The 24777-nt window shown below is 59.1% G+C and carries 26 protein-coding genes; 17 read left to right on the top strand and 9 right to left on the bottom strand.

Annotated features, from left to right (window positions below; translation table 11 throughout):
- Nucleotides 1-33 precede the first annotated feature (33 nt).
- From QO002_RS10880 to folE, 3 genes are all read right to left on the bottom strand, one after another.
- Entirely contained in the window at nucleotides 34-999 is a 966-nt protein-coding gene (locus QO002_RS10880) for a patatin-like phospholipase family protein (RefSeq protein ID WP_307229472.1), read from the bottom strand.
- A gap of 210 nt (nucleotides 1000-1209) precedes the next feature.
- A complete protein-coding gene (hisI, locus tag QO002_RS10885; protein WP_307229474.1) occupies nucleotides 1210-1662 on the bottom strand; it encodes a phosphoribosyl-AMP cyclohydrolase in 453 nt (150 codons plus the stop codon).
- Between the two features lie 23 nt (nucleotides 1663-1685).
- Complete coding sequence (gene folE / locus QO002_RS10890; RefSeq protein ID WP_307229477.1) at nucleotides 1686-2303, bottom strand: GTP cyclohydrolase I FolE; 618 nt, start codon at nucleotides 2301-2303, stop codon at nucleotides 1686-1688.
- A 343-nt stretch (nucleotides 2304-2646) separates the two neighbouring features.
- Here folE and QO002_RS10895 point away from each other — a divergent pair, with 343 nt between their 5' ends.
- From QO002_RS10895 to QO002_RS10920, 6 genes are all read left to right on the top strand, one after another.
- The gene (locus QO002_RS10895; protein ID WP_307229479.1) at nucleotides 2647-3090 is read left to right on the top strand and encodes an iron-sulfur cluster assembly scaffold protein; all 444 of its coding nucleotides are present in this window, start codon (nucleotides 2647-2649) and stop codon (nucleotides 3088-3090) included.
- A gap of 218 nt (nucleotides 3091-3308) precedes the next feature.
- Nucleotides 3309-3677 carry a membrane protein insertion efficiency factor YidD gene (gene yidD, locus QO002_RS10900; protein ID WP_307229481.1) on the top strand — a complete coding sequence of 123 codons (369 nt, stop codon included), beginning with the start codon at nucleotides 3309-3311 and terminating at the stop codon, nucleotides 3675-3677.
- Nucleotides 3674-4216, top strand: coding sequence for a DUF1697 domain-containing protein (locus QO002_RS10905; RefSeq protein ID WP_307229482.1), 543 nt, complete (start codon nucleotides 3674-3676; stop codon nucleotides 4214-4216). The genes yidD and QO002_RS10905 overlap by 4 nt, the downstream gene beginning before the upstream one ends.
- Nucleotides 4217-4337: 121 nt before the next feature.
- Nucleotides 4338-6341, top strand: a complete 2004-nt coding sequence (gene thrS, locus QO002_RS10910) for a threonine--tRNA ligase (protein ID WP_307229484.1) — start codon at nucleotides 4338-4340, stop codon at nucleotides 6339-6341.
- Between the two features lie 98 nt (nucleotides 6342-6439).
- Nucleotides 6440-7279: a lysophospholipid acyltransferase family protein gene (locus tag QO002_RS10915; protein ID WP_307229487.1), complete on the top strand. Its 840-nt coding sequence runs from the start codon at nucleotides 6440-6442 to the stop codon at nucleotides 7277-7279.
- Between the two features lie 66 nt (nucleotides 7280-7345).
- On the top strand, nucleotides 7346-7702 hold the full coding sequence (locus QO002_RS10920) for a VOC family protein (RefSeq protein WP_307229489.1): 357 nt from the start codon (nucleotides 7346-7348) through the stop codon (nucleotides 7700-7702).
- An 8-nt stretch (nucleotides 7703-7710) separates the two neighbouring features.
- Here QO002_RS10920 and QO002_RS10925 read toward each other — a convergent pair whose 3' ends face one another.
- Entirely contained in the window at nucleotides 7711-8715 is a 1005-nt protein-coding gene (locus tag QO002_RS10925; protein ID WP_370878479.1) for an RgsD C-terminal domain-containing protein, read from the bottom strand.
- A gap of 108 nt (nucleotides 8716-8823) precedes the next feature.
- Here QO002_RS10925 and QO002_RS10930 point away from each other — a divergent pair, with 108 nt between their 5' ends.
- Nucleotides 8824-9408, top strand: coding sequence for a nitroreductase family protein (locus tag QO002_RS10930; RefSeq protein WP_307229493.1), 585 nt, complete (start codon nucleotides 8824-8826; stop codon nucleotides 9406-9408).
- Nucleotides 9408-10010, top strand: a complete 603-nt coding sequence (locus QO002_RS10935) for a flavin reductase family protein (protein WP_307229495.1) — start codon at nucleotides 9408-9410, stop codon at nucleotides 10008-10010. The genes QO002_RS10930 and QO002_RS10935 overlap by 1 nt, the downstream gene beginning before the upstream one ends.
- Here QO002_RS10935 and QO002_RS10940 read toward each other — a convergent pair.
- Nucleotides 9962-10654, bottom strand: coding sequence for a hypothetical protein (locus tag QO002_RS10940; protein ID WP_307229497.1), 693 nt, complete (start codon nucleotides 10652-10654; stop codon nucleotides 9962-9964). The two genes, QO002_RS10935 and QO002_RS10940, sit on opposite strands and share 49 nt — an antisense overlap.
- A gap of 72 nt (nucleotides 10655-10726) precedes the next feature.
- Here QO002_RS10940 and QO002_RS10945 point away from each other — a divergent pair, with 72 nt between their 5' ends.
- Nucleotides 10727-11863 (top strand): DUF2336 domain-containing protein, encoded by a 1137-nt coding sequence (locus QO002_RS10945; RefSeq protein WP_307229499.1) that lies wholly within the window; start codon nucleotides 10727-10729, stop codon nucleotides 11861-11863.
- Nucleotides 11864-11924: 61 nt separating this feature from the next.
- Nucleotides 11925-12944 (top strand): SDR family oxidoreductase, encoded by a 1020-nt coding sequence (locus QO002_RS10950; RefSeq protein ID WP_307229501.1) that lies wholly within the window; start codon nucleotides 11925-11927, stop codon nucleotides 12942-12944.
- A 5-nt stretch (nucleotides 12945-12949) separates the two neighbouring features.
- On the opposite strand, the gene QO002_RS10955 is transcribed toward QO002_RS10950, so the two are convergent.
- A complete protein-coding gene (locus tag QO002_RS10955; RefSeq protein WP_307229503.1) occupies nucleotides 12950-13408 on the bottom strand; it encodes a hypothetical protein in 459 nt (152 codons plus the stop codon).
- A gap of 219 nt (nucleotides 13409-13627) precedes the next feature.
- Between QO002_RS10955 and QO002_RS10960 the strand changes: the two genes are divergently transcribed.
- Nucleotides 13628-14116, top strand: a complete 489-nt coding sequence (locus QO002_RS10960) for a GNAT family N-acetyltransferase (RefSeq protein ID WP_307233318.1) — start codon at nucleotides 13628-13630, stop codon at nucleotides 14114-14116.
- A gap of 63 nt (nucleotides 14117-14179) precedes the next feature.
- Here the strand turns inward: QO002_RS10960 and parE are convergent, their stop codons facing one another.
- On the bottom strand, nucleotides 14180-16270 hold the full coding sequence (gene parE / locus QO002_RS10965; RefSeq protein WP_307229505.1) for a DNA topoisomerase IV subunit B: 2091 nt from the start codon (nucleotides 16268-16270) through the stop codon (nucleotides 14180-14182).
- A 217-nt stretch (nucleotides 16271-16487) separates the two neighbouring features.
- On the opposite strand from parE, the gene QO002_RS10970 reads away from it, so the two are divergent.
- From QO002_RS10970 to QO002_RS10995, 6 genes are all read left to right on the top strand, one after another.
- Nucleotides 16488-17363, top strand: coding sequence for an alpha/beta fold hydrolase domain-containing protein (locus QO002_RS10970; RefSeq protein ID WP_307233320.1), 876 nt, complete (start codon nucleotides 16488-16490; stop codon nucleotides 17361-17363).
- A 129-nt stretch (nucleotides 17364-17492) separates the two neighbouring features.
- Nucleotides 17493-18932, top strand: a complete 1440-nt coding sequence (locus QO002_RS10975; RefSeq protein ID WP_307229506.1) for a UbiA family prenyltransferase — start codon at nucleotides 17493-17495, stop codon at nucleotides 18930-18932.
- The gene (locus tag QO002_RS10980; protein WP_307229508.1) at nucleotides 18932-20254 is read left to right on the top strand and encodes an FAD-binding oxidoreductase; all 1323 of its coding nucleotides are present in this window, start codon (nucleotides 18932-18934) and stop codon (nucleotides 20252-20254) included. Before QO002_RS10975 ends, QO002_RS10980 begins: the two co-directional genes overlap by 1 nt.
- Nucleotides 20255-20348: 94 nt before the next feature.
- A complete protein-coding gene (locus QO002_RS10985; RefSeq protein ID WP_307229510.1) occupies nucleotides 20349-20780 on the top strand; it encodes a DMT family transporter in 432 nt (143 codons plus the stop codon).
- Complete coding sequence (locus QO002_RS10990; protein WP_307229513.1) at nucleotides 20777-21787, top strand: NAD-dependent epimerase/dehydratase family protein; 1011 nt, start codon at nucleotides 20777-20779, stop codon at nucleotides 21785-21787. The genes QO002_RS10985 and QO002_RS10990 overlap by 4 nt, the downstream gene beginning before the upstream one ends.
- A gap of 17 nt (nucleotides 21788-21804) precedes the next feature.
- The gene (locus QO002_RS10995) at nucleotides 21805-23256 is read left to right on the top strand and encodes an aspartate aminotransferase family protein (protein ID WP_370878480.1); all 1452 of its coding nucleotides are present in this window, start codon (nucleotides 21805-21807) and stop codon (nucleotides 23254-23256) included.
- Nucleotides 23257-23453: 197 nt separating this feature from the next.
- Here QO002_RS10995 and QO002_RS11000 read toward each other — a convergent pair whose 3' ends face one another.
- Both QO002_RS11000 and QO002_RS11005 read right to left on the bottom strand, forming a co-directional pair.
- Nucleotides 23454-24038 carry a YceI family protein gene (locus tag QO002_RS11000; RefSeq protein ID WP_307229516.1) on the bottom strand — a complete coding sequence of 195 codons (585 nt, stop codon included), beginning with the start codon at nucleotides 24036-24038 and terminating at the stop codon, nucleotides 23454-23456.
- Complete coding sequence (locus tag QO002_RS11005; RefSeq protein ID WP_307229518.1) at nucleotides 24017-24640, bottom strand: cytochrome b; 624 nt, start codon at nucleotides 24638-24640, stop codon at nucleotides 24017-24019. The genes QO002_RS11000 and QO002_RS11005 overlap by 22 nt, the downstream gene beginning before the upstream one ends.
- Between the last annotated feature and the right edge of the window lie 137 nt (nucleotides 24641-24777).

Below are 24777 nucleotides of genomic sequence, written 5' to 3' on the forward strand. Positions count from 1 at the left end.
TGGCGCGTCGGTCTGCGGCGCGCCATTTCCGTTTCAGCGGATCATCACGTCCTGCAGGCGCTTCAGCTCGCCGAGCTTCGCCTTGGTTTCGTGATAGCCGCGGTCGATTGCCTCGCCGGCCCGATGGAATTCCGAAAGTCCGATATCGCTGAGCTTGGGATGCAGCTGCAGATCCGGCGGGTCACCTGCGAGGCGGGCGCGGGAGATGCGATCCTGGATGATGTTGAACGCCTGCACCATGACGCTGGTCATGCCGAGCTTGGTGGCAGTGTCGATCGGTGTATTTATCTGCGGTTCGACAACCGGACTGGTCGCGCGGTGCTTGATGACGGCCGAGCGGCCATAGAGATCGTAGTGGAGGTTGACGGCAACGACCAGCTGCTCTTCATGGGCACGGCAGACGGAAACCGGAACCGGATTGACCAGCGCGCCGTCGACTAGCGTACGATTGTTGCACTTGACCGGCTCGAAAATGCCGGGCAGCGCATAGGAAGCGCGAATAGCCGTAATCAGCGGGCCTTCACCGATCCAGACTTCATGTCCGGAGTTGATCTCGGTCGCAACGGCCACGAAGGTCCGGTCGAGATCTTCGATGTTGGTTTCCAGCAGGTGCTCCTGCATGCGCTTGGTGAGCCGTAATCCGCCGAGCAGGCCGCCGCCGCCGATTGCGAAGTCGAGAAGACCGGCAATGCGCCGCATGGTCAGCGAGCGGGCGAAGGCTTCGAGTTCATCGAGTTTGCCGGCGAGGTAGCAGCCACCGACGAGCGCACCGATCGATGTTCCGGCGATCATGCCGACATCGATGCCGTCTTCGTCAAGCGCGCGCAGTACACCGATATGGGCCCAGCCGCGGGCGGCGCCACCGCCAAGCGCGAGCGCAATGCGTGACTTCGAAGGTTGTGTCTCCGGCGGAGGTTCCTGGGGCTGGCTGAGGGAAGGGCCGCCGGGCGCCGAAGCGTCGGCCGTTGTGGCGCTGCGATTAAATGTCCAGTTCAACATCCGGCACCTCCATGCCGCAGACTCTATTGCTACGTCCGATAATGTCAGCGGTTGCGGCCGCGAGGACGATATCGGTCAGGCAACTCTGCGTGGTTACCGGTTTTTCCGCTGTAACCGTGGGAACCACCCCCGCCTTGCCTCAGATTACGCGCCTAGCTGATTGCCAATTCGTGAATCCACGGAAAAACCGCTCCGAAAAGCGTCAGATGCTTAATTTTTGCCGTAGATCTCGTCCGGGTGAAAGTGAATTTTGTCATCGACAACAACTACTTTCGCGGTATCGCCGTCCTTCTCGATTGTCCGATAGAAGCAGGAACGGCGGCCCGTGTGGCAGGTTGCGTCATGCCCTGCGACCTTGACCTTCAACCATATGGCATCCTGGTCGCAATCTGTGCGAAGCTCGATCACGCTCTGTAGGTTTCCCGACGTTTCGCCCTTCTTCCAGAGCTTGCCACGCGAGCGGCTGTAATAGTGGGCGATCCCTGTCTCGATTGTCAGCGCCAACGCCTCGTCGTTCATATGGGCCACCATCAGCAGCTCGCCGTCGCCAGCATCGGTGACGACGGCCGTGATCAGTCCGTTGGCGTCGAAGCGGGGGGTGAAGGCGGGGCCGGATTCTAGCTCCGCCTTGTCCTTGGAAGGGGCCTGGAAGGAAATGGTCATCGTCAGCTCCGCAGGGACGGAGCTTACTTGAAGCCCCGAAGCATGGTCATGAAGCGCGCCTGCTCGGCGGGCTCGGTCTTGAAGGCACCGGTAAAGGTCGTCGTCAGGGTTGTCGAGCCCTGCTTCTGGACACCGCGCATGGCCATGCACATATGTTCGGCTTCGATCATCACGGCAACGCCGCGGGGCTGAAGCGTTTCATCGATCGCTTTGGCGATCTGGGCCGTCATGGTTTCCTGCGTCTGCAGGCGACGCCCATAGATTTCTACGACGCGGGCGATCTTTGAAAGGCCGAGCACCCGACCGTTCGGCAGGTAGGCAACATGCGCCTTGCCGATGATCGGCACCATATGGTGCTCACAGTGAGAGAAGAAAGGAATGTCCTTGACGAGGACGATGTCGTCGTAGCCACCGACTTCGTCGAACGTGCGGCCCAGCACGTCTTCGGGAGCCAGATCGTAGCCGGAGAACAGTTCCTTGTAGGATTTGGCGACGCGGGCGGGCGTATCAAGAAGCCCTTCGCGTGTCGGGTCATCACCGGCCCAGCGCAGAAGCACGCGAACGGCGTCCTCGGCTTCCTTCTGGGTCGGGCGGCTGTCGGCACCTGCTGGTACCGGAAAATTCTTCACGATGGCGTCCATAAAATGGCCCCTTGCTTAACGCGGGTTACGCGACGTTTATCTTTTCGGACAACTCGCCACTGGCCATTCACCTGACGCACTGCAGGCCTTGGTTTCCGTTGGCGGGCTCCGGGGCTTTCAGATTGACAGAGGTTAAGGGCTCTGGATCATCCGGCACGGTTTCCCAAACAACAGGCGACGGTTTGGCCTTGCCAAGCTGTCGCCCCCACACAACATAGCATATAATATGCATGAACTGATGTGAAAGAGGCGTATTGGGAGACGCTGTGTTTTTTTCCCGTATACAATGGAAAATCATGCGCAGTTTGCCTGAAAACGCGAAAAATGAACCGGATAGCGCCGAATGATAGATGACATCTACAACAGCAGGATTCTTGAATTCGCCGGCAATATCCCGCGCATCGGTGCTCTTGATGACGCGGATGCGCAGGCGCAGGCGCATTCCAAGCTCTGCGGATCGAAGGTCAAAGTTTATATCAAGATGGATGGTGATACCGTCAGCGACTTCTCCCATGAGCTGAAGGCCTGCGCGCTGGGGCAGGCCTCTTCATCCGTCATGGCCCGCCATGTGGTCGGCGCGACATCGGCCGAAATTCGCCACGCGCGTGAAGAAATGCTGGCCATGCTGAAAGCAGGCGGCGAGGGGCCTTCCGGCCGCTTCGAGGAGATGCGGTTCCTGCGGCCGGTGAAGGACTACAAGGCGCGACATGCGTCGACAATGCTGACGTTTGACGCCGTGGTCGATGCTATTGCGCAGGTCGAGGCGAAGCGGGTTGCTGCGGAGTGACGCTCTGATGATGATGTTGACTATGGCGCGCCTTACTCCCCTCTGTCACTTTGTGACACCTCCCGCTCAAAGGGGAGGTTGGTGGCGGCTGCCTCTGAGGCTGCCATCGTCTTCCAGCCTGCGGTGACCTGATCATGTGCATGTATTGCGTAGGGAAATCGCAGGATGCAGGAGAGCTTGAGAGGCCGTCACAGCCGATCTCTCCTCTTGAGGGGGAGATGTCGCGAAGTGACAGAGGGGGGCATCCTTCCGCCAGCTCAAAAGGCCGCAACTATTCCGGCCCCTTCCGCAAAACCCCTGGCCGCCTATTCGGCATGGGCTTCATCCGCTTCTACCAGCTGACACTTTCCGGTTTCATCGGCAATTCCTGTCGCCACCTGCCGACCTGCTCGGAGTACGGCTACGAGGCCATTGCTCGATACGGCTTCTGGCGCGGAGGATGGATGGTGCTGTTCCGGGTCATGCGTTGCGGCCCCGGTGGAACAAGCGGCTTCGATCCGGTGCCGGAAGCGCTGGAGGTCTCAAAACATTGGTGGGCGCCATGGCGGCTTTGGTATCTTGGCGACCATCAGCAGATCAAGCCATGACGCAATACGTGGCTTTGCTGCACAATGTCGTGCTTTCGCCGGGACAGCGCGTGGTGATGGAGAAGCTGCGGGACACCACCGAGAGCGTCGGTTTTCGCTCCGTACGCACGCTGGTTTCAACCGGCAATCTGATTTTTGAAACGGATGATGTCGGCATCGCGGATATCGAAGGCCGGCTCGAGGCCGGCTTCGAACGCGATTTCGGCAAGGCAGTGGACATCGTTGCGCGAACGGCTGACGCATGGCGCGTGCTTGCTACCAAAAATCCGTTTCCCGAGACGAGTGAAACGAATGGGCAGAATGTCTGCATTCGCGTGATGCGCGAGCCGCTGGAGGTCCCCGTGCTCGAAAAGCTGGCGCGCTACTGCACGGCAGGCGAACGGATAGCGCTCGTGGGTGGCGATCTCTGGATGGATTTTGCAGCAAAGCCCAGCATGTCGAAGCTTCTTTCGGCCTTGACACCAAAGCGCCTCGGCATTGGTACGATCCGGAACTGGAACACGGTATGTGGACTGACCGCCATGCTCGACACTGCCTGACGCGTCCTTTACTCCGCTACAAAAACGATCTATCACCCGCGCGTCAATTTGCTGGAATGCCAAGCGTTCCGGCCTCTACAACCACCCGCATTCGTTGGCGGGACTGGGCAAGGAAAAACATATGTCTGACGCTGTTTCCCTCACATTTCCCGATGGTTCCGTTCGCGAATACACAGCTGGCGTAACCGGTCGCGAAGTTGCCGAATCGATCTCGAAGTCGCTCGCCAAGAAGGCCGTCGCGATCGCGCTTGACGGCACCGTGCGCGATCTGTCCGATCCGGTCGAAACCGGGCGCCTTGAAATCGTCACTCGCGAAGACGCCCGCTCGCTCGAGCTGATCCGCCACGATGCCGCCCACGTCATGGCCGAGGCCGTGCAGGAGTTGTGGCCCGGCACGCAGGTGACCATCGGCCCGGTCATCGAGAACGGTTTCTACTACGACTTCGCCAAGGACGAACCCTTTACGCCGGACGATCTGCCGAAGATCGAAAAGCGCATGAAGGAGATCATCCAGCGCAACAAGCCTTTCACCAAGGAAGTCTGGAGCCGGGAAAAGGCGAAGGAAGTCTTTGCCGCCAAGGGCGAGAAGTACAAGATCGAACTGATCGACGCGATCCCGGATGGCCAGGATCTCAAGATCTACTATCAGGGCGACTGGTTCGACCTCTGCCGCGGGCCGCATATGGCCGCCACCGGCCAGATCGGCACGGCCTTCAAGCTGATGAAGGTGGCCGGCGCCTACTGGCGTGGTGACAGCAATAATCCGATGCTGACCCGCATCTACGGCACGGCCTGGCATACCCAGGAAGAGCTCGACACCTACCTGAATATCCTCGCCGAAGCCGAGAAGCGCGACCACCGTCGCCTCGGCCGCGAGATGGACCTGTTCCATTTCCAGGAAGAAGGCCCGGGTGTCGTCTTCTGGCATGGCAAGGGCTGGCGCATCTTCCAGACACTGGTGTCCTACATGCGCCGTCGCCTCTCCGGCACCTATCAGGAGGTCAACGCGCCGCAGGTGCTCGATACTGCGCTCTGGGAGACCTCCGGTCACTGGGGCTGGTATCAGGAAAACATGTTCGCGGTGAAATCCGCCCATGCCTTGACCCATCCGGATGACAAGGAAGCGGATAATCGCGTTTTCGCGCTGAAGCCGATGAACTGCCCCGGCCATATCCAGATCTTCAAGCATGGCCTGAAGTCCTATCGCGAACTGCCGATCCGTCTGGCTGAGTTCGGCAATGTCCATCGCTACGAGCCCTCAGGCGCGTTGCATGGCCTGATGCGCGTGCGCGGCTTCACGCAGGATGATGCCCACGTCTTCTGCACCGACGAGCAGATGGCGGCCGAATGTTTGCGCATCAATGACCTGATCCTGTCGGTCTATGAGGACTTCGGCTTCAAGGACATCGTGGTCAAGCTCTCGACCCGCCCGGAAAAGCGCGTCGGCTCCGATGCCCTCTGGGATCGCGCCGAAAGCGTCATGATGGACGTACTGAAGCAGATCGAAACCCAGGCGGAAGGCAAGATCAAGACCGGCATCCTGCCGGGCGAGGGCGCTTTCTATGGTCCGAAGTTTGAATACACACTGAAGGATGCCATCGGCCGTGAATGGCAGTGCGGCACGACGCAGGTGGACTTCAACCTGCCGGAACGCTTCGGTGCCTTCTACATCGACAGCAATTCGGAAAAGACCCAGCCGGTGATGATCCATCGCGCCATCTGCGGTTCGATGGAACGCTTCCTCGGCATTCTCATCGAGAATTTCGCCGGCCATATGCCGCTGTGGATCTCGCCGCTGCAGGTCGTGGTCGCGACCATCACCTCCGAGGCCGACGACTACGGTCGCGAGGTTGCCGAACTTCTGCGCGATGCGGGCCTGACGGTCGAGACCGACTTCCGCAACGAGAAGATCAACTACAAGGTCCGCGAACACTCGGTCACCAAGGTTCCCGTGATCATCGTCTGCGGCATGCGCGAGGCCGAAGAACGTTCGGTCAACATCCGTCGCCTCGGCTCGCAGGCCCAGACGCCGATGTCGCTTGATGACGCGATTGCGGCCCTGATCGACGAAGCGACGCCACCGGACTTGAAGCGCAAGGCGCTAGCCAGGAAAGCCCGGGGTTAATTCCCCGGGCAACCCCCCTGTCAGAAAGTGTTACATTAGCAGTCTATCCGTCGCCGATGCGCCAAGCATCCACCGACATTTCTGGAACGGGGAAAAACGTGCAGTTCAAAGAGCTGTCCTACGCCAATGAAAACGATCGCCGCCTGAAACGCTGGTTTATCCGTGCTATGGAGGGCTTGAGCGGTCGCAATCGTTACGCCCGGCTGTACACCCACTGGCGCCATGAAGTCGTCGGCAAGAGCGAGCGCATTTTCGGGCCGATGCTCGAACTGATCGACGTCAGGATGCGGGTTCAGGGCGAGTGGCCGCCGCGAAATTTGCCGGATACTCCGATCGTCATCGTTGCCAACCATCCCTTCGGCATAGGCGACGGCATAGCAGTTCTTTCGCTGGCCGAGCAGCTCGGTCGTCCCTTCCGGGTTCTGATCAACAATGAACTGTTGAAGGTGCCGGAAATGGCGCCCTATTCGCTTCCGGTGTCCTTTGAGGAAACCAAGGAAGCGCTCGCCATCAACATGCAGACCCGCCACGAGGCGATACGACTGCTGAAGGAGGGGGTGACCGTCGTGGTGTTCCCCGCCGGGGGCGTCGCAACAGCCAGGAAGGGCTTCGGCAAGGCGGAGGATTTGCCTTGGAAGATTTTTCCGGCAAAGCTCATCCACGCTGCGAAGGCGAGCGTCATTCCGATCTATTTCGAAGGTCAGAATGGACGTCTGTTCCACCTCGCAAGCAAACTGTCGATGACGCTGCGAATCTCCTTGCTGATCCGCGAGTTCCGTCGCCTGTCGGGCACGACAATTTCCTCTCGCATCGGTCCGACCATCCCCTGGGAAGAACTCAGCACCTGCGGTGACCGCAAGGACCTGCTGACCCGCATCTATGATGCGGTGTTTTGCATGGCGCCGCGTCGTGTACGCGTCTTGCGCAAGGCAGGGTGATCTCAAGCCTGTTCGATCATCGGACGACAGCGTGGGATTGTCGCCCGTGTTCAGAGGAGAAGGGTTTTGGCGGTAAAGCGGATTGTTGCAAACATAGAGGCCTCCAACCCGGAAAGCGCCAGGCATTTCTACCAGGACACTCTCGGCATGGACGTTGTCATGGACCACGGCTGGATCATGACCTTCGCTTCGCAACAGCATGCAATGGTTCAGCTCAGCGTTGCGAGCGAAGGCGGGTCTGGAATGCCTGTGCCGGCGTTGTCTATCGAAGTCGATAATCTGGATGAAGTTCACGCGCGGATGGTGGAAGCTGATATCCCCATCGAATATGGCCCTGCGTCGGAGCCGTGGGGGGTGCGTCGCTTCTACGTTCGCGATCCGTTTGGCACGCTCGTCAATATTCTTACCCACGAGACGGATTGAGGTATCGCTCAGTCCTGCGCGTCGATATTGGCGGCCGCAGGCTGTGCGCTCTTTTCATTCAGCAGCACTTCGACATCTGTATTGATGCCGGCCTGAACGGTGAAATCTCGCTGGTAGATCTTCTCGTCATTGCGGGCAATCGCGGTATAGCCGCCCTCGGCGAGCACGAGGGTCGGAAATGCGCCGACGCTTTCGCTGACCACGTCGCCGGAGGAGGTCAGGATCGACCAGGCCGTATCGGCGATCGCCTCGCCGCCGGGCTCGGAAACGAGCTTGAGCGTTAGCTTGGCAGCCCGGTGCTGGATTGTCGCTTCCGTGAGCTTTCCGGCTTCCACCTGGATATCGGCGCGGATCACGGCATTGACGGAGCCGTAGTTGGAGACCACGTGATAGGTGCCGGTGTTGAGCCGGATGACGTTGTCGGGCTTGACGTCGGCCACGACCAGCGCCCGTTCGCCGTCTTCCTTTACATCGGACGAGAAGATGGAAAAACTGAGCTCGTTTGGCGGAATGCGCACGTCACTGCCCGATACGGCGTTGAGCATGATCCCGCCCGCATCGAGTACCAGAATCTGCGTTTCCGCAGGGCCGTTTTCAGGGACCCTTATCTTGCGCGTCGCGCCGGCTCTGCCAAAGGCGACGTTGACGAAATATTCACCGGGAACGAGCTGGAAGGCAGCCGTGCCGCCCTCCGAGGTCGCCAGGAGCGGCAGTTTTCCATCAGAGCCGGGAATGGGGCTGAAGACACGCCAGGTCAAGCCCTGTTGAACCGGATCGCCTTTCTCCTTCAGCAATGCTTCCAGCTTGATGTCCTTCAGCGTCGCCCCTTTTGTGGCTTCGCCGGGCATCACGGGATTGAAGCTGTTGAGTTTCGGCATTTTCTGTGGAGACGAAATCGAAGGGAAGCTCTGGAAAGGGTCGGCCTTCTCCTGGGCGAACACCGGCGGGATCAGAATAGCGATAACGACGAGGGCCGAAGAAAACGTGCGGAGCAGACCGGCGGTGATGCGCATGACAGTAGTTGACTTCCTGACTGGGTGGCTCCACTTGAGACGCCGGTATGGCATTTTCGTGGCTACGGCCGCGATAAGCCCCTAGCAAACTAGTGGAAATGGACCGCGATGAAAACTGAAATCGGCTTGCGTGATTATCTGTCAACCCGACGCTCGATACCCGCCTTCCAGATGTGCGAGCCGGGGCCGGAAAAGCAGGAAATCGAGGACATGCTGAAGCTTGCCTCGCGCGTTCCCGATCATGGCAAGCTCGCCCCCTGGCGTTTCATCGTCTATCGCGGCGAGGAGCGGGCGCGGATTAGCGCGGAGCTGGCGACGATGGCACTTGCTGCAAAGCCCGATCTCTCGCAGGAAATGATTGCCGTCGAAAATACGCGGTTGACGCGTGCGCCCGTCGTGGTCGCCGTTGTCAGCACCGCCGCGCCCCATTTCAAGATCCCGGAATGGGAGCAGATCATGTCGGCCGGTGCAGTGTGCCTCAATCTTCTGATGGCCGCCAATGCGCACGGCTATTGCTCCAACTGGCTCACCGAATGGTTCGCCTTCGATGAGAAGGCCTATCCGCTGCTCGGCGTGAAGCCGGGTGAAAAAATCGCGGGCTTCATCCACATCGGCTCGCCTCAGGTGCCGCCGACGGAGCGTCCTCGCCCGGAGCTTGCAGAAATCGTCACCTGGGTCGGCGAGGAAGCTTAGTGTTCTACGAGACATCCACCAATATTCACGGGCTTGCCCATGATCCGTTCAAGGCGATCGTTTCGCCCCGCCCGATCGGCTGGATCGGCTCGCGGGCCGAGGACGGCAGCTACAATCTGGCCCCCTATTCCTTTTTCAATGCGATCAGCGATACGCCGAAGCTGGTGATGTTTTCTTCTTCCGGAAAGAAGGATTCGGTCAGCAACATCGAAGAGACCGGCGAATTCACTGCCAGTTTTGCGAGCCGGGATCTTGCCGAGCAGATGAATATGACGTCGATCGCGGCCCCGCGGGGGGAAAGCGAGTTCGAGATCGCCGGCCTGACGCCTGTTGTCGGCAATCTGGTTGCTGCGCCGTTCGTTGCGGAGGCTTACGCGGCGCTCGAATGCAAGGTGACGCAGATTTTCCAGCCAAAGACATTGACGGGTGATTATTCGGATAATCACATGGTCATCGGACAGGTTGTCGGCATCCATATCCGCGAGGAAGGTATTCGCGGGGGTCGCTTCGATATGGGCAAGGTCCGGCCCATCGCTCGCTTGGGTTACATGGATTACTGCGATGCCGGCGATGTGTTCGAGATGTTTCGGCCCAGGCGTTGATCCAGTTGTTGCTGAGGATCGCCCCCGCACAGGACGACCCTACCGCTGAATTCCTCTGCGGGACCGTCCCCCAACAGATAGCTGGATATGCGTGCCTGCGCGGCCATCAGCAGTGTCGAGGTACGCATGGTGTCGACTGCGGCATTGGTTCCTTTGCGTTTTTCGGTTCCGGTTGCCGCGATTGCAGCATCCTCGCTAAAGATGGCGGCTGAAAGCCGCGAGGAAGCGAGAGGGCGGGGAGGCAGGAAAGCTTCGATTACCCCTCCAAGCTCCGCCATGATCCGTGTGGAGCCATCCGTTCGATTTGCATTTGCCTCCGCGACGCGCAGGAGCGTTGCAAGATGCTGGATATGGCGTGTCCCCGAGCAGCCGGCCAGCACAATACCCTCGATACCCATTGCCAGAAACCTTGCCAGAGCCTCTTCACAAGCATCGGGAAGACTGTCTATGCGAAGAAAGAGAGTGCCGTTGGACGGGCACGAAGCGCGCAGGGCCTGAATATGGGGTGAGGTGCTTACGGATTGCCAATCCGTGCCGGGATCGATGATGAGCGCAAAGGTCTCAGCCGTCGGCAACGGCGGGGTGGAAGGCCCCAGCGGTACCAGAAGAACCTGCGGAAAAATGTTCGGCGCGTTAACGGACATGGTGAACCAATCTTAAACGTTTGCCCGCTAATCTTTGAACCATGAAGTGACAGTCGGTGTAGTGGGGCATTCGTGATCATTCAAGCATTTCTTCGCTGGGTCGAAACAGCCAAGGCTGGCGACCGGGCGCGAGCGGCAAGCGCGCTTGGTCGTGCCTATGCGGTCTCGGATATGAACACGATCGATCGTCATGCCGCTGAAATGGCCATGACATTCCTGCTGGATGATCCCTCGCCGAAGGTCCGCATAGCGCTTGCCGAGGCGATAGCTGATTGTGCAGCCATTCCGCGCAGCATCATCCTGCCACTCGCCGAAGACCAGCCGGAAGCCGCTTTCGCCGTCATCTCGCGTTCGCCTGTTCTGACAGACATGGATCTGGTCGATCTTGCGGCGCGCGGCAATCATGAGACCCGTGCTGTTATCGCCGCCCGGCAGTCGATGTCGCGGCCAGTCGCTGCGGCGATCGCCGAGATCGGCGGTGAGGATGAGGTGCTCATCCTGCTCGAAAATCCCGCTGCGGAATTCTCGGGCCGCGCCCTGAAAAGACTGTGCGACAGGCTCGGTCACCTTGCCTCCGTGCGCAATTGCCTGCTCGACCGCGATGACCTGCCGGTGGATGCGCGCCATGCACTGGTGGAAAAAGTCAGCGCCGCCCTTTCCAGCTTCCCTCTCGTTCAAGCAGCAATCGGCGAGCGTCGTGTTGAACGGATCACACGTGAGGCTTGTGATACGGTCGCGGTTGGCATGGCCGGCAGTGTCGAGGCCGGTGAGGCTTTTGCGCTCGTCGAGCATCTGCGGGAATCCGGTCGTCTTACGCCTGCGTTTCTGATGCATGCGCTGTGCTCGGGGCGCATCGATTTCTTTGCGGCAGCAATTTGCGATCTCTCAGGCGTCGTGGAGAAGCGGGTTCGCTCCATTCTATCCCACGGACGCGTTCACGCCGTTCGTGCGTTGTTCGAACAGGCCGGACTCGGCCGCGACGTTAGCGAACAATTCGCCGATGCCCTGTTTCTGTGGCGGAAGGACAATCATCAGAACGAATCGTCGATGGCATCCATGTCCACCATGCTGCTCTCGCGATTGCGCCGCCGCAAGGTCGTTGAAGGCGCAGCGCACGGCCTCGCCGAGATGGTCGAGAAACTGTCGATTGCGGAGCAACGGCAGACCGCTCGCAAGTACGCGCTGCTGGCGGCGCGGGAAGCAGCCTGATAGTCCTTCCCCTCCAAGCGTCGGCCTCTTCTCGCCGGCGTGCTGAGGTGAGGAGTAAAAGATGCCAGAGGAACGTCGCAAACTGGTCGTGGTGACAGGAGCCGGAGGTTTCCTCGGCGGGCACATCGTCGCCCGTTTGCTTCTTGCCGGCTATGATGTGCGCGGCACCTTGCGGTCTCTCAGCCGAGCGAAATCGGTCGAAGCCGATATCCGGAAATTCGCCGATGCGGGCGGCGAACTCTCGTTCGTCGAGGCCGATCTCCTGTCCGATCGCGGCTGGCAAGAGGTCATGGCCGGCGCAGATTATGCCATCCACACGGCATCGCCATTTCCATCATCACAGCCAAAGCATGAGGAGGATCTGGTCAAGCCGGCCCTCGAAGGTACGCTGCGCGTGCTTGGAGCGGCCAAGGCCGCGGGCATCAAGCGTGTCGTTGTGACATCTTCGATCGCAGCGACCAACTACGGCGGTGGCAATCCGCCCTTCACCGAGGACGACTGGACGGATGTCGATGGTCCCCTGACAGTACCCTATTACAAATCCAAGACGGTGGCCGAGAGAGCCGCCTGGGATTTTGCCCGGCAGGAGGATCTGGAGATTGCCGTCATTAATCCAGGCATGGTGCTGGGGCCGATCTTGGGGCGTCGGACAGGGACATCGACGGGCGTGATCCGCAGCCTATTGAAGGGCAAGTATCCGGCGTTGCCGGATTTTCGGGTTTCCGTTGTCGATGTGCGTGATGCCGCCGAAGCGCATGTTCTGGCGATTGGAGTGCCAGAGGCAGCCGGGCAGCGCTTCATAGTCGCGACAGAAACACTCTCGATGCGTGCCATAGCCGATATTCTGCGGCAGTCGTTTCCCGGAGAGGCGAAGAAGGTACCGCGGTTCGTTCTGCCGAACTGGCTGGTGCGGCTTGCGACGCCATTCGATGCTGGCCTCAGGCTGATCGTGAAGGAACTTGGCCGAGATGCACGGGTCTCGAATGAAAAGGCGCGACGTATCCTCGAATGGAAGCCACGAACAGCCGAGGAGGCAGTTCAAGCGACTGCCGCCAGCCTGCTTGATGCCGGAATGGTTTAGCCATCTTAATCGAAGCGGCGCGCGACCCAGGAGTAGCCATTCTGGATCGAATGGACCGGGGCAGTGACCACGTCACGCAGTTTCGTCGCATCCGGTAACGCGCCGGACAGGAACGCGAATGCGCGTTTCGGCAGGTTCTGATCCGGCTGCTGGGCAGTCGCTGTCGCCGTGGTGGAAGCCACGCCGCTTGTCTCAGCGGACTGAGCCGGCACCGCCAACGGTGCGTTGCCTGGAACGGGCTGCTGAAGCTGCGCGGGCGTATCCGCAAACTTCTCGCCGGATGTCTCGCACATCGCGACCACCACCGGATAGTTGCTGTTGGTGAATTTCGGCAGTTCCTTCTGCGATGCTGCGTCGCAAACGGCGACCGTCTCCCAAGTGCCCCGTACGGTCGAGATGTAGTGGCACTGGCTGACACTATCGTCGCAGCCGAGAATTGTCATGACGATCAGTGGGGCTATCATTGTGCTCCTTCCCGCAGGCGGCATGGATTCGTTTTGCTGTCTGCTGTTCTAGGAATGGCTTCCTGCGAAAGTAAGGCAATCCCGCCACAGCAGACGGGAAAATTGTTTCGGCTTGTTTCCTGCCGGGATCATCCGCGTTTACGTCTTTTGCCGTATGGCTACTACCGTGACCGCGGGGTAGTGAGCGTTGCCGCAGGCATGAATCTCTTTGTGAGGTTTATGAATCGAATTTTGAAGGATCAAGGCCAAGTGACCGTAACCATTGAGAAAGAGCCACCACGCCAGCCGGAGATCCTCCATCTTCTGCACCAATCCGACCTTTACGCGCAGTCGCTCTATCCCGCCGAAAGCAACCATCTCGTGGATATCAAAACGCTGGAGAAGCCAGAGGTCGGCTTCTTCGTGGCGCGCCACGATGGGGCGATCGTTGGATGCTGCGCACTGGTCGATGCTGGGGACGGGACGGCCGAAATCAAGCGCATGTTCGTCGATCCGAAGGCGCGCGGGTTGAAGATAGGCCGCAAGCTCCTGGAGCGCATCGAGGCCCATGGTCTGGAGATCGGACTCAACGCCATTCGGCTCGAAACGGGCATTTACCAGCCGGAGGCGATCAATCTTTATCGTTCCGCCGGCTATGCCGATATCGAGGCTTTTGGCAACTATCTGCCCGATCCGCTGAGCCTTTTCATGGAAAAGCCGCTTGGATGATCCGGGCGGCTTTGCTGGCTTCTCATTGCCGTTCAGGGCTTCCCGCGAAGGGGTCGGAAAGACTCAGATATCGAGGTTTTCGGCGAAGACAGCGCGCTCTTGGATAAACCGGAAGCGCGCATCGGCCTTGGTGCCCATCAGGTTATCGACGGCATCACGCGTCCCTTCGAAATCCACCTCGTCAATTGCCACCTTCAGGAGCGTTCGCTTGGACGGATCCATGGTGGTTTCCTTCAATTGCGCCGGCATCATTTCGCCGAGGCCCTTGAAGCGACCGATCTCGACCTTGCCGCGGCCGGAGAATTCCTTCTCCATCAGCTCGACGCGATGGGCGTCGTTACGCGCATAAAGCGTCTTCGACCCTTGAGAGATGCGGTAGAGCGGCGGTACGGCCAGGAAGAGATGCCCGCCACGGATCAGCTCCGGCATCTCCTGATAGAAGAAAGTGATCAGCAACGAGGCGATATGGGCGCCATCGACGTCGGCATCGGTCATGATGATGACGCGCTCGTAGCGCAGGTCCTCTTCACGATATTTGCTGCGGGTGCCGCAGCCGAGCGCCTGGGTGAGATCGGCGATCTGCTGGTTGGCACCGAGCTTTTCGCGACCGGCGCTGGCGACATTGAGGATTTTGCCGCGCAAAGGTAGGATCGCCTGATTGGCGCGATTGCGCGCCTGCTTGGCCGAGCCACCGGCCGAATCACCTTCTACGATGAAGAGTTCCGCCCCTGCAGCCGAATTCTGCGAGCAGTCGGCCAGCTTCCCCGGCAGGCGAAGCTTTCGCACTGCCGTCTTGCGGCTGACTTCCTTTTCCTTGCGTCGGCGCACGCGCTCATCGGCGCGTTCGATCACCCATTCCAGAAGCTTGGCCGCTTCGTTCGGATTGTCGGCCAGGAAGTGGTCGAACGGATCGCGAAGCGCATTCTCGACAAGGCGCTGTGCCTCGACGGTCGCCAGCTTGTCTTTGGTTTGGCCAACGAATTCCGGCTCGCGAATGAAGACGGACAACATGCCAGCTGCCGATATCATCACGTCGTCGGTGGTGATGATCGCCGCGCGCTTGTTCTGCGTCAGTTCGGCATAGGCCTTGAGACCCTTGGTCAGCGCAATGCGTAAGCCGGCCTCGTGCGTGCCGCCTTCGGGCGTCGGAATGGTATTGCAATAGGAATGGACGATGGAATCGCCGCCGTACCAGGTGACCGCCCATTCCATCGAACCGTGACCACCGGATTTTTCAGTCTTGCCGGCGAATATCTCGCGGGTAACCGTGAATTCCTTGCCCATCGTCGCCTGAAGATAATCTTTCAGGCCTCCAGGAAAGTGGAACACGGCCTTTTCAGGCGTTTCCGTGCCTTCGACCAGCGAAGGATCGCAAGACCAGCGAATTTCAACGCCGCCGAAGAGATAGGCCTTCGACCGCGCCATGCGGAACAGTCGGGCGGGGTCGAATTTGGCGTGAGGTCCGAAAATGTCCGGATCGGGATGGAACCGGGTCTTGGTGCCGCGTCGGTTCTGGACGTCGCCAAGCTCTTCAAGTCCGCCTTGCGGAATACCGCGGGAAAATCGTTGGCGATAGAGCTTGCGGTTGCGGGCAACCTCGACTTCCAGGATGTCGGACAGCGCGTTGACGACCGATACACCGACGCCGTGCAGACCGCCGGAGGTCTCATAGACCTTGCTGTCGAACTTGCCGCCGGCATGCAGCACGGTCATGATCACTTCGAGTGTCGACTTGCCAGGAAATTTCGGATGGTTTTCGACGGGAATACCACGACCGTTGTCCGTGACGGTCAGGCAGCCTTCGGCATCAAGATGCACGTCGATGAAATTGGCATGACCGGCCACGGCCTCGTCCATCGAGTTGTCGATCACTTCGGCAAAGAGATGGTGCAGCGCCTTTTCGTCCGTGCCGCCGATATACATGCCCGGCCGCCGCCGAACGGGCTCAAGCCCTTCCAGCACCTCGATCGCAGAGGCATTGTAATCCCCCGTATCCACTTTCAGGGGAGCGGGTCTCGAAACGGGCGTTGCCGCTTGCGCCTCGGCAACGGGTGCAGCAGGAGGCGCAACCGGCTTCGGTGCGGACGCGGGCTCAGGCGTTGCCGATGCGGGTGCCTGCGGAAGGGCGGAGAAAAGGTCGTTGCTGTCGTTCATGGAGCGTTCGAAAATCTTTCCATTCTGGCGGCTTCGGTTTGGCGCGATAGGGACGGTTACGGTTCGCAAACCGCAGTTCCATCAGTTTGCCCACAAGAGATACCGGGAGGTTCGCACTCCCATCGGGCGTGTTGCCGAAGCATGCCTTCAATAACCCCAAGTGTTGCGTTTCGAAAGCGCTAATGGCAAGGCTTGGATCAAAAGAGGAACATTCCCCATGCGGCTGTCCACAGTTCATTTCGTTGTTTGCGCGTTCGTGTCGCTTCTTGCCGCGGCATGGCCGGTGTGCGCGCAGGATATAGGGCCTTTCAAGGACGATTTGTTCTCCTATGGAAAGGTGCTCGATAGCGCCGACAACGGCGATTTCCGCGTGATTGACTACGACAAGCCGCGCGATATCTGGAAACGTGACTTGGAACCGGAGCATCGTGTACGTCGCGCCTATGTGTCGCTCGGAGTCAGAAAGATGCAGGCGAACGAGACACTCGATGTCGGCGGACGTCCGTTGGACATCGGGCGGGTCGGCAATCCCGACGGCGCGGCTTTTTCCGTGATCTTCGTTCACGGGCGCGGTGGCGACCGGCGGCTTGGCATGAACGATTATAATTTTGGCGGTAACTTCAATCGCCTGAAAAATCTTGCGGTCGAAAATGGAGGGGTCTACTACGCCCCCACAATCCGTTCCTTCGATAGGGCCGGGGTTGCCGATATCAGCGGATTGATCGCCTATGCGCAGCAACACTCACCGGGAAGGCCGATCGTGCTGGCTTGTGCATCGATGGGCAGTTTCATCTGCTGGGGCATAACGCGCGAGGTCGCGGCCGTCAGTGCGTTGAAGGGCATGGTGATCATGGGAGGGCCTTCCGACGGAACCTTTCCCGCGAGTGCAGCTTACAAAGCCAAGCTGCCGATCTATTTTACGCATGGTACGCTCGATATCGTCTACCCTTATCAAGGGCAGATCGATTTCTATCGATCCCTGAAAGACAAGGGCTATCCTACGCGTTTCGTCCTTTTCAACACCGGTTCACACGGTACGCCCGTCCGCATGACCGACTGGCGCGATGTTTTGAATTGGATCGGTGTGGGTTGAAATTGAACGATTTTCGCCTGACTTCATTAACCACCCCGGCAGTTTTGAGGCCGTAACAATTCGGTTATTTGTATTTCCGAAAGTTGCGTGTGTGATTTTCCCAGGCATTGTTCCTGGGGTTGCTTTCACATGGATGCTCGCACCGATATCAGATACATTCCGCTCTGCGTGGATCTCGACGGCACTTTGCTGGCTGCCGATACGCTTTGGGAAGGCGTTGCGATTGTACTTTTTCGAAATCCGTTCATGCTTTTTGCGATGCTTTACTGGCTCAGCACGGGCAAAGGGCGGTTGAAACATGAGATTGCCCTCCGCTCCGGCAGGCAGGCAGCGGATTGGCCCTACCGTGAGGCTGTGCTCAAACGTCTGGTCCGCGAACGCGAGACAGGTCGTCCGATCATCCTCGTGACGGGCGCTGCCGAGAGCGTGGCGCATGGTGTTGCCAAGCATACCGGTCTGTTCTCTTCCGTCCTTCACAGCTCCCCTGATCTGAACCTGACGAGCAGCCGTAAACGCGATGCCCTGATCAAGCGCTTCGGAGAGGGCGGCTTTGACTACATGGGCAACAGCCGCGACGATGTTCCGGTTTTCGATGCGGCCCGCAAGGCCATTGTCGTCGCCCCGGATACGGCTGCCGAAAACTGGCGCCGCAAGCATGATGCCGAGCGCCTGGATACGGGCAAGGTCAGCGCTTTTGCGACGCTCAAATCCATTCGCGTTCATCAATGGGCGAAGAATGTACTCATCGGCGTGCCCGCGGTTCTCAACCATGACATCCTGAACATCCAGGCTGTGCTCAATTCGATATGTGCCTTCTTCGCCTTCAGCTTCCTGGCGTCCGCCGTTTACGTGATCAACGATCTTTCCGATTTGACGAGTGATCGTCGTCATCCAAAGAAGCGGAACAGGCCGCTTGCAAGTGGCGAGATGTCGGTGCCCATGGGGCTTGCGATCGCGATCTGCCTGATCCTGGCATCCTTGTCGCTGACCCTGCTGCTGCCGCTGGAATTCGCTATAGTGCTGGCGTTCTACGCCGTGACCACAACCGCCTACACCTTCTTTCTGAAACGCAAACTGCTGGTCGACGTCTTTGCACTTGCGGGGCTCTATACGGTGCGGATTGTTGCAGGTTCTGCCGCGACTGATACCGAACTTTCCTTCTGGCTTCTCTCCTTCTCGATCTTCTTCTTCCTCAGCCTGGCTCTGGTCAAACGCTATGTCGAGCTGCATGAATACGATGGGGAAGACGGCGCGCAAGTGCCTGGCCGGGGTTACATGGCCGATGATTACGAGATGGTCGGGCAGGCGGGCGTTGCCTCCGCGTTCACCGCAGCGCTCGTTCTCGCGCTCTATATCCACAGCAAGGAAATGTTGGAGATGTACACGGTACCGTGGGCGCTGTGGCCGCTCTGCCCGCTGGTGTTGTACATGCAGCTGCGGATCTGGATGCTGGCCCGCCGCGGCATGCTTCATGAGGATCCTGTTGTTTTCATCATGCGCGATTGGCGAAGTCTCGTGACGATGACGATAGGGGCTTGCCTCGTTGTCTTCGGTGCGCTCGGAGCGTGATGACGACCTCCGACTATCAGAGCTGGGGCCGCCTGGATCGGCGCGCGCGTCGTGCCATCAGCGTGCATGCTTTCGAGGAGGAGGGACGGGACGCTGCGCCCGGCGCCTTCCTGCCGTTCGGCAATGGCCGCTCCTATGGAGACAGCTGCCACAACAATGCCGGTGCCCTGATCGACAGCCGTACGCGCAGCCGCATCAATTCCTTTGACCCCGGCACGGGCATCCTGTCCTGCGATCCGGGCGTCACGTTGAAGCAGGTGCTCGAAAGGGCAATCCCCAACCGTTTCTTTCTTCCGGTTACACCCGGTACAGCCTTCGTCACCGTCGGCGGTGCTGTCGCAAACGATGTGCATGGCAAGAACCATCATGCCCGAGGTACCTTCGCTCACCATGTTCTTGGTCTGACGTTGCTGCGCTCGAATGGTGATCTGCTCGTGTGTTCACCTCGGGAAAATTCCGATTTCTTCTTCGCGACGATCGGCGGCATGGGGCTGACAGGCCTTATCCTTTCCGTCGACCTGCAGCTGATGAAGGTGCCATCCGCCCATATCCAGCAGCATGCGATCCGCTTCGATCGGCTGGACGACTATTTCGCCATGGTTGACCGGATTGACAGCGAGCACGAATATTCCGTCGCATGGATCGACCAGCTGGCCACCGGAAAATCGATGGGGCGAGGGGTGCTTCTGGCTGGTGACCATGCCGATGCGTCCTGCGAGTTTCCGGACATGCCGCGCGGGTTGAAGCTTGGCGTCCCCTTTTCGCCGCCGTTCAATCTCCTGAACCGGCTAACGCTCAAGGGCTTCAACGAGCTCTACTACCGGAAGGAAAAGCCGGTCGAGATCGTCTCCACGGTTAAATGGCCGGGGTATTTCTATCCTCTGGATGTGATCACGAACTGGAACAGGCTCTACGGCCCGAAGGGGCTTTACCAGCACCAGAGCGTCTTTCCGGCAGAAGAAGCGCCGGCAACTACTGCGTTGCTGATGGAGACCGCGCGCAAGGCCGGTCACGCCTCTTTCCTGACCGTGCTCAAGAAGTTCGGCGACCGGCCGCAACGGGGTATCCTTTCCTTCGCGCGCCCGGGTTTTACGCTGACTTTGGACTTCGCCAATCAGGGTGAACGAACGCTTACGCTTCTCGACGCGCTGGATGCGATAGTTCTGGAGGCAGGTGGGGCCATCAATCCCTACAAGGATGCGCACATGAGCCCTGAAACCTTTGCGGCGTCGTTCCCCGACTGGAAAAAGCTGGAAGCTTTGCGCGATCCGGCCATGGTTTCGAACTTCTGGAAACGGACGGCTTTGCTTTTGCCAAAATGAGAATGTCTAAAATTTTATTCAAATAAACCGACGACTTAAACCGAATGTACTTCTCTTTGATGTAGATCGATCTGCAGGAACAGGGAGTAACAACGTGAAATATATTGTTTTCATACTCTTCACGGTGCTGACCAATGCTGCCGCGCAGCTGATGCTGAAGCAGGGCATGCTGTCGCTTGGGCCGTTAAGCTTTACGGCGGATACCGCCATCGCACGCATTTTCCAGATTATCTTCAATCCATGGGTCTTTGCCGGTCTTGCGACCTTTGTCATCTCCATGGCCTCGCATCTCTACGTCCTGTCGAAGGTCGAACTGTCCTTCGCCTATCCTTTCCTGAGCCTCGCTTATGTAGCGGTCGCTCTGTTTGCCTATTTCATCTTCCACGAAGACCTGAATGCATGGCGCATCGCCGGCATCGCCTTCATCTGCGTGGGCACCGTTCTTATCGCCCAGTCAGGCATGTCGTCCCATGACGAAGGCCATGTCGTCGAGGGCGCAACAGCAAAAATCGGGAGTGCATCATGAAGCATGTCATTTTCGGCGGAGATGGTTTCGTCGGTCGGCACCTTGCCCAGAAGCTTGTCCAGGAAGGCCAGGACGTTCTGGTTGCTGACATCACCAAATCGGACCTTCCACACTACGCCCGCACCCGTTTCGTCCATTGCGACGTGACCAAGGAAGACGACGTCATGAAGGTTGATATCGGCCCGGATGACATGGTCTACAACATGGCGGCCAAGATGCTGTCGCCGTTGCAGGTCAAGGCAAAGCGCTGGGAGTTCTTCTGGCCGGTCAACTACTACGGTGCCGAGAACATCATGAAGGCGACGTCCCGCTCGGGCGCGAACCGTCTTGTGCAGTTCACGACCGACATGATCTACGGCCACACTGTCCAGTCGCCGCAGACCGAGGATCATCCGGCCGCTCCGCTCGGCGAATACGGCAAGTCCAAGTGGGCGACCGAGCAGCTCGCCGCCGAATGGCGCAAGCAGGGCATGAAAATCACCATCTTCCGCCCGCGGCTGATCATCGGCCCCGGCCGTCTCGGTATTCTGGAAAAGCTGTTCAAGCTGATCGACGCCAACCTGCCGGTGCCGATGATCGGTTCGGGAAAGGCGCCGTACCAGTTCATCTCGGTCTTCGATTGCGCCGAGGCTGCCCGTCTCGCCTGGAAGGGCGGCGTGCCGAACGAAGCCTATAATCTCGGCTCCGACAATCCGCCATCGGTGCGCAAGCTGCTCGGCGATCTGATCGCCCATGCAGGCTCGAGGTCGTTCCTCATCCCGACCCCGGGCTTTGCCGTCAAGGCGACGCTGGCCGCCTTCGACGCCGTCAACCTGCCGATCATGGATCCGGAACAGTACCTGATCGCCGACGAGATGTGCGTTCGCGAGACAGGCAAGCTCAAGCGCGACCTCGGCTGGAAGGCAGAATACAAGGATAGCGACATGCTGGTCGCCGCCTATGACGAATATCGCGCCAAGAAGGCCGGCCATGTTTCGGTCGCGGCCTCTGCCGTACCGGCTGAATGAACGAGGGGACAAGGACAATGCTCGACAAGCCAGCTCGCGTCATGATCGACGCTCCCGCCCTCGATGGCGGCATGAAGAAGCCCAACCTTCTGACGGTCGAACAAGCCAAGGATATGAGCGTCGCCGACATGACGACGCTGTTCAAGGATCACCTGAACCCCGGCCAGCTGCATTTCATGAAGCTGCTCGGCTTCAACAAGATCAAGATCGAGACCGCCGAGGGCATGTATTACGTCGACCAGAACGGTCGCAAGATACTCGACCTCTTCGGCGGCTTCGGTTCGCTGGCGCTGGGCCACAACCATCAGCGATTGATCGCGGCGCGCAAGCAGTTCCAGGATGAGAATCGCCATGAGATCGGCATCGCCTTCATGTCGCAATACGCGGCGGCGCTTGCCAAGAACCTGGCGGAAATCGCGCCGGGTGACCTCGACATGGTGTTCCTCGGTTCATCCGGCTCGGAGGCCATGGAGGCCGCCATCAAGCTCGCCGAGCGCGTTGCCGGCCCGAAGCGGCCGGGCGTCGTCTATGCTGAGAATTCGTTCCACGGCAAGACGCGCGGCGTCCTGTCTATCACCGACGGTCCGCTTTATCGTGGCGAGTTCAAACTGCTCGAAAACAACGTCAAGGTGCCGTTCGGTGATATCGATGCGATCCGCCGTGCCTTCGAGACCGATCCGACGATCGGCGTTCTCGTGCTGGAAACCATACAGGGCGGCGGCGGCATCAACATTGCACCGCCGGAGTTCTGGCAGGAAGTCCGCACGCTCTGCAACAAGCACGGCGTGATCTGGGTGGCCGACGAGGTGCAGTGTGGCGTCGGTCGCTCCGGTCGCTTCTTCGCCTTCGAATACGCCAACGTGGTGCCGGACATCACGGCGGTTGCCAAGTCGCTCGGTGGCGGCAAGACGGCCATGGCGGCCATGATCGCCCGCCGTGACATCTACATGAAGGCCTATGGTACGCCGAAGACCGCGATGATCCACGCCCACGCCACCTTCGGCGGTATCGGCGAAGCCTGCATCACGGCGATCGAGACGCTGAACGTTCTCTATGACGAGGATCTGATCGAAAACGCTGCCGTGCAGGGCGATTACCTGCTCGAGCGCCTAAATGCGCTCAAGGCAAAGTATCCGAAGATCATCAAGGATGTTCGTGGCCAGGGCCTGATGGTCGGCCTCGAATTCCAGGATTTCAGCCAGACGCTGCCGCTCGTGCTGCGGCCGGTCGTGGCATTGCTGGACGACAAGCTGAAGGGCTCGTTGTCGGGCTTCATCGGCGCATTGCTGCTGCGTGACTACGACACGCTTGTGGCGTTCACGGAGTACAACCGCAACGTTATCCGCCTGCTGCCGCCGCTCATCTGCGAGCGCCAGCATGTCGATCAGCTCTGCGACGCCCTCGACGACCTGCTTGGCCGCGGTATCGTTCGTATCGTCAAGGATTTCGTCGGCAGCCAGCTCAGCTGATTTCAGTCGGCAAGAGTCTCGAATACTTTGGAAAACGGCGGGTTACCGCCGTTTTCTGATTCAAACAGGTAGTCGGCTCGATACTGCGTACGCAAAGCCGGATAACCGGCGGAAAAGACTCACAATCCGACCTCGCATGGATGCCTTTATGAAAAGGTGCGAGCCGTCGACTGCGGCGACTTTTGGCAAACAGTATCCTATCGGCGCATTCCGTTTACCGTCATGTTGAATTGCACGACGTTGGAATAGATCGGAATACTTACCGCCATATTGTACGGCGCGCGAAATATGCTTCCCTCTATGCGGAAGCTAATGACACGAGCGTTCCATTTCGTCAGCTTGGCTTCGAAATGTTCTGTGCGCGTCGTGCCTTTTGCCGTCAATTTCCCTTCGATTTCCGCCGTGTCTTCTCCCGTTTGTGTGATCTTGGTCGAGCGGAAGACAATTTGCGGAAAATGTTCCGCATCGAAGATTGCCCTGGAGCGCAGGAAGCTTTCTACGCGCGGCTCGCCGGTTTCGACGGCCTCCGGGAAAAGCGAGAATTCGACCACCGAACGGCGGATATCGTTTTGGTCGAGTTTGAATGTGCCCGAAAACTTCGAGAAGTTTCCAGATATGCCGCCACCGCCGACCTGCCCAACCGAAAAGCCGATCCGCGATGATCCATCGATTGAATAGCGACCGGCTGCCTCGTCGAGGGAGAGTGTGCGGCTCCAGCCAGGAGTGGCTGCAAGCAGCACCAGACCGACGACTACCGTTCCTAACGTTGCCCAGCGTCCCATTTTTTGCTTCCAGCTGTAGATGTGTCTGGGTTTGACGCTGGTCTGTGCGGCAATATTCCCAACATCCGGCGCAAAACCTCATCTCGACGCAAAAAGTGATGGAAGAGAGCAGCTGTCGCGTGCAGAAACACGATCCCTGCAAGCCCATACGCCAGCCAGCCGTGTACCCCCGTCCAGAAGGTTTCCGCCGCCGCGGACTTTTCAAACGGCAGGTGCGGGATCACGATCAGGTTGAAGAAGAAGGTAGGGATGGCAAGCGTCGATGTGGAGGCGATTGCCCAGCCGGTCAGCGGGACCGCAAGCGTCAGCCCGCGCAACACAGCGTGGACGCCTGATGCAGCGCGGGTTTCCATCCTTGAAAGGGTGGCTATGTGAGATGGATTGATGTTGACCAACCACCAGGCAATCCGAATGATCGTCAATGCCAGAGCCAGCATTCCGAAAGATTTGTGCCATTGGTAAAGCTGGAACTGTAATTCCGGGTCGATGTCGGCGCGTGTCATGGCATATCCCAGTGCGACGAGGCCGCCTATCAGAATGGCGATCGTCCAGTGAAGAACAATCGTGCCCCAGCCGTAGCCGTTCTTGTCGTTGCGCCACATAACCAATGCCCCCTGGCGGGTATTGCCATAGCATCCGCTTGGAAAGGGCCGGGAGCAAGCCAGTCGCACATCACGCTTGCGAGACTGACAGCCGACGGCGGGAGAGGCGGCGAAGCGCTTTCTTTTCTGTGGCTTAT

Source organism: Pararhizobium capsulatum DSM 1112 (assembly GCF_030814475.1).
GTDB lineage: Bacteria > Pseudomonadota > Alphaproteobacteria > Rhizobiales > Rhizobiaceae > Pararhizobium > Pararhizobium capsulatum.